This window comes from uncultured Cytophaga sp., from assembly GCF_937863595.1.
Classification (GTDB): domain Bacteria; phylum Bacteroidota; class Bacteroidia; order Cytophagales; family Cytophagaceae; genus Cytophaga.
Window position 1 is genome coordinate 1 of the sequence record NZ_CALMGQ010000031.1, and the last position, 5,486, is coordinate 5,486.

The window sequence follows — 5,486 nt, forward strand, 5'->3', positions numbered from 1 at the left end:
GACTACTGTGGTTTTAAGAGCCGCAATCTCAATGAACAAAACCTTATAGGTTTCGATATCCTATTAAGCAAATTCTAATTACGAAAACTCGTCCAAACCTTTTATAAAATTCCTTTAAGAAGTATTTATCCTTCCTTCAAAAAAACCTATAAGGTTTTATATCTTTAACCTATTCTGCAACCAATAAGACTACTGTGGTTTTAAGAGCCGCAATCTCAATGAACAAAACCTTATAGGTTTCGTAATACGATTAAGCAAATTCTAATCACGAGATTCCGTCCCCTACAAACACTTCGCCAATATCTCCTCCACATACTCACGTGTATTGCTCAAGCGCGGAACTTTGTGTTGACCACCCAGCTTGCCTTTCAGCTTAAGCCAGGTATAAAAAGTGCCTTCTTTTACATAATGTACTGTGGGCAATAACAAGGCCATGTCTTTGTAGCGTTTAGCTTCGTAATCGGAATTGAGCTCTTGTAAAAATCGATCTAACAAAACCGTAAATTGATTTTGATCGGATGGTTGTGTAATGAATTCAATAATCCATTCATGCCCCCCTTTGTTCTGCTCATTAAAAAAGATGGGTGCAGCAGTAAAGTTGGCCAATACTGCTCCTGTTTGTTCGCAGGCTTTTGCAATTGCCATTTCAGCATTTTCTACCACTAGCTCTTCGCCAAACACATTGATGTAATGCTTCGTGCGACCTGTTATTTTTATACGATACGGAACCACCGATGTAATACGTACCACATCACCTACATTGTATCTCCACAAGCCGCTATTGGTAGATATTACCAAGGCATAGGATTCATTCAATTGTACTTCTGATAAAGGAATGGCTTTAGGGAATTCTGCATCCAGTTCATTAATAGGAATAAATTCATAATAAATACCATGGTCTAACAACAACAACATATCATCGCGTGATAAATCGTCTTGTACGCCAAAAAATCCTTCAGATGCATTGTAGGTTTCCATATAATGGACCTGATCGGAAGGGAAGAATTTTTTAAAAACACATTTATACGGATGAAAAGATACTGCACCATGAAAAAAGCATTCGAAATTTGGCCAAATTTCAAGCATGTCTTTTTTGCCATTCTTTTCAAGTATGTATTCTAACAGCAATACCGCCCAAGTGGGTACTCCCGATAAGTTGCTTACATTTTCGATTGCAGTCTCTGTTGCGAGTTTGTCAATTTTTGCTTCCCACTCATTCATCAACGCTGTTTGAATGGATGGTGTACGCGCATACTGTGCCCATGTAGGCAAGTTCGCCATGATTACTGCAGAGATGTCGCCTATTTGAGAGTCATTTCTAAAAGGATTGGGTGAACAGGATCCACCAACAGCCAATGACTTTCCTTCAAACAATTTACTTGTCGGCACATTATCAAAATACATGGTCAACAAGTCTTTGCCGCCTTTATAATGACATTCTTTTAAAGATTCTGCAGAGACAGGAATAAATTTACTTTTAGCATTTGTTGTTCCCGAAGATTTAGAAAACCAATCGATATTAGAATGCCACAATATTTGTTGTTCGCCTTTTAGGCAACGTTCAATCCAGGGATAAAAAGTTTCGTAGGTAGAAACTGGAACGTTTGTGCGATACTGATTTGATGAAAGAATATTTTTATAATCGTACTTTTCTCCCCAAGTTGTTTTGGCAGCGTCTTTTAATAATTGCTTTAAAAGTGTTTCTTGTATTTCTATAGGATTTGCCATAAACGCATGGATGGTATCCATACGTTGATTCATAAATTTTTTTATAGCAAAATTAAAAACAGGTAACATCCAGACTAGGTTAATATTTTTCTGCGGAACTGGAAATGTTGGCCCAAATATACACGACGTACCGTTTCGTCTTCAGCCAATTCTTCTGCAGTACCCGAACGTAAAATTTTTCCTTCGAATAATAAGTATGCTCTATCTGTGATAGATAATGTTTCGTTTACGTTGTGGTCGGTTATTAAAATGCCGATATTTTTATTTTTTAAGCGGGCCACAATTGTTTGGATCTCTTCAACAGCAATCGGATCTACCCCTGCAAAAGGTTCGTCCAATAATACGAATTTTGGATCTACAGCCAAGGCACGCGCAATCTCTGTTCTTCTTCGTTCGCCACCTGACAATACTTTACCTAAGTTCTTGCGCACATGTGTCAAGGAGAATTCTTCCATTAAGGATTCTACTTTATCTTTTTGTTCCGCCTTCGGCATGTTACTCATTTCAAGCACTGCACCGATGTTATCTTCTACACTTAATTCTCTAAAAACAGAAGCTTCTTGTGCTAAATATCCTAAGCCTTTTCGTGCACGTTGATACATGGGTAAATCTGTGATGTCTTCATCGTCCAAATAAACTCTGCCCGTATTTGGCTTTATTAAGCCTACAATCATATAAAAGCTGGTTGTTTTACCTGCACCATTCGGACCAAGTAAACCAACAATTTCTCCTTGTTTTACATTTACCGATACGTCGTTTACAACCAATCGATTTTTATATTTTTTTATTAGATTATCTGCTCCAAGTATCATATCTGTGGGTTCCTATCTTTTACAAATTGAATGTCGCGAATCAAGAGTTGAATTGATTTCTTGCCATTAAATTCATTTTCTTCTAATGTGTAACAAATATCAAACGGTTCTTTCTTATGGATGCGGTCGAAAAAGGAATGCATCTGCCAACCGATTGCAGAGTAAGTTACAGAATCTTCTTGACGAATGTTCAATTTTAAGTGCTTGTCTTTCAAAATTCTTGCTGTGCCATCATCATATACATTTCGTGATACAAAAATAGGTTGCATATTTTGTGGGCCGAATGGACCCATTTGCCGAACGATATTATAAAATTGTGTTGAAATTTGATTTAAGGGCAAATCTAAATCTATGGAAATCATTGGTATAAGTTGCTCTTTACGAATACTCGCAGAAACAACTTCTTCAAATTTTATTCTAAATGCGTCTATATTTTTTTCTTCCATAGTCAAACCTGCTGCGTATTTATGTCCGCCAAACTGAATCAATAAGTCCGAGCACTTATCTATGGCTTCATATAAATCATAATCTGGCACAGAACGCGCAGAACCTGCAACTTTCCCATTTGATTTTGTAAGAATAATGGTTGGCCTGTGATAGTGCTCAATGCAACGCGAAGCTACAATGCCAATAACGCCTTTATGCCAATCATTTTTATATAGTACAGTAGAACATGCTGTATCAACATGTACACTGTTTTGAATCATTGTTAAGGCTTCGCCTGTAATGGTTTCGTCAAACTCTCTGCGTACTAAATTATGATCGTTTATGGTACCTGCAAAATTTGCAGCATCAAGTTTGTTGGATGCCAATAATAAATCTACCGCTGCAAATGCATGATCAATTCGTCCAGCAGCATTAATACGCGGACCAATCGTAAACACAATACTATTTACATCGATTGCCTTTTTTAAACCCGATACATCTATGATTGCTTGAATTCCAGGTCGCGGCGCTTGATTTAACTTTTGAATTCCGTAATAGGTAAAAACTCGATTTTCTCCTGTAATAGGTACTATGTCTGAACAAATGCTAATTGCAAGTAAATCTATTTCCTCAAATAATACATCTGAAGAATAACCTGCCCGCATGCATAAGGCTTGTAGCAATTTAAAACCAACCCCGCAGCCCGACAATTCTTTATATGGATAGGGGCAGTTTTTTTGTTTGGGATCTAATATTGCAACTGCAGGCGGCAATTCTTCTCCCGGATTGTGGTGATCACAAATAATAAAATCGATACCAAACGATTGCGCCAATTGCACCATCTCAACTGAGCGGATACCACAATCTAAGCTCACAATGAGTTTTGCGTGTGTGTCACGTGCGTGCTCCATGCCTGCTTTAGATACGCCATATCCTTCTTTGTAGCGATCTGGTATATAATATTCAATATTGGTGTAGTACTTTTTTAAAAACCCATAAAATACCGATACGGATGTAGTGCCGTCTACATCGTAATCGCCATAAATTAAAATGCGTTCATTTTTTTCTATCGCTTGTATCAACCGCACAACAGCTTTGTCCATGTCGCGCATTAAAAATGGATCGTGTAATTCTGTAAGCGAAGGTCTAAAAAAAGATTTTGCCTCCTCAAATGTTTGCATACCACGCTGTGCCAACAATACAGCAACGTATGGATTTACATTTAATGCTGTAGCAAGTGCCTTTGCCGTTTCTTGTGCAGGCAACGCTTTTGTAATCCAACGTTTGGTTTGTGTATTCAATGATATAAGCTTAATGCTAAAAGCCTAACGCCTAAAGCTTGTGTTAACTAAGTTCTAGCTGCAATATTTAACGGTTGTCCTTGCATGGATTTCTTGTTACGATGCTCCAAGCTAGAATATGAAAGTCTTTCAGACTTTGTGTACTATATAAATTATTGATTTGGTTTCCATATGTCAAGAACCCATTATAGGTTTTCTTTAATGGTCTGTGTGTCAAAGACCATGGTGATGTGGCATTTATTTAGTAAATAAATCAACCGAATCATTTACATCAACTTCGTGAGCGGTTCAGACACTTTGTGCAATTATTCCAACAGCAACTCTTCATCGCTATCCAACTCCAATGCTTTGATATCTATTACAGCGCTACCTGCTATTCCTTTAATGGAACCATACAAGCCTGTAGTGCTTTCTATTACTTTGTCAATTTGTTTTTCGCGTTCTTTCCAAATTTTACTCATTGCAATTTTCTCTTTATTCAAGGCAGATTGCATGCTAGAGAATGCTTCAACAATAGCTTCGATTTGTTGCCGGAATTCATTGCCTGTTAAATAGGAGTACAGCAATTGCATTTTTTCGCCTCTATTTACTTCAGCGCCTTTTGCTTCGGTCACTTTAATGAGTCCGTCTCGAAGTACCACAGACAATCCTTTGATTTGCTCAAAAGTGCAAATCCAAATACCATCTTTCATACCAAACGTAGTCATGTCTTTAGGCATCGTGCTTGTAACTAAAACGGCAAGGTCTGCTTTCTGACTACGTAAATCAACTTTCAATTTGTCAATCCAGCCATCGCTAAATGCTTTGGTATTCTTTGCTTCATAAATAATCGATCCGCAATCTCTGCCTTGGTTGTTGCGAACTGTTTGTATTACATCCGCACCTCTTATACCCTTGCCAACTTCTTCAATCAAATCAAATGGAAAAGATGACTTCAATAATTCTTCTAAAAATAATTCTTGCGCTTCGCCTTGTAATTGCATAGAGCCTTGTTCGGCTTTACGTTTCATTTCATCAATCTGCCTGCGCAATTGTTCTAATTGTGTATCCTTCTCTCTGTTTTTGGCTTGATTTTGTTCGTCTGCTACTTTTTGAATTTCTTCCGCCATCAATTTCTTTTGCTCCAACAACTGTTTGTCGAATGCAACCTTCATGTCTTGCTCTACATCTTTAAGTTTTTGCTCTGCACGCATCAACTCAACTTCTTTCAATTTTAGAA

The 5,486-nt window shown here is 37.6% G+C and carries 4 protein-coding genes; all 4 read right to left on the reverse strand.

Annotated features, from left to right (window positions below; all coding sequences use genetic code 11):
• Positions 1–282 precede the first annotated feature (282 nt).
• A complete protein-coding gene (locus Q0543_RS02450) occupies positions 283–1,797 on the reverse strand; it encodes a GH3 auxin-responsive promoter family protein (RefSeq protein ID WP_299248628.1) in 1,515 nt (504 codons plus the stop codon).
• 5 nt (positions 1,798–1,802) lie between these two features.
• On the reverse strand, positions 1,803–2,540 hold the full coding sequence (lptB, locus tag Q0543_RS02455) for an LPS export ABC transporter ATP-binding protein (RefSeq protein WP_299248630.1): 738 nt from the start codon (positions 2,538–2,540) through the stop codon (positions 1,803–1,805).
• Entirely contained in the window at positions 2,537–4,267 is a 1,731-nt protein-coding gene (recJ, locus tag Q0543_RS02460; RefSeq protein WP_299248633.1) for a single-stranded-DNA-specific exonuclease RecJ, read from the reverse strand. The genes lptB and recJ overlap by 4 nt, the downstream gene beginning before the upstream one ends.
• A 305-nt stretch (positions 4,268–4,572) precedes the next feature.
• A partial coding sequence (locus tag Q0543_RS02465) for a DUF2130 domain-containing protein (RefSeq protein ID WP_299248636.1) occupies positions 4,573–5,486 on the reverse strand: 914 nt, incomplete at its 5' end.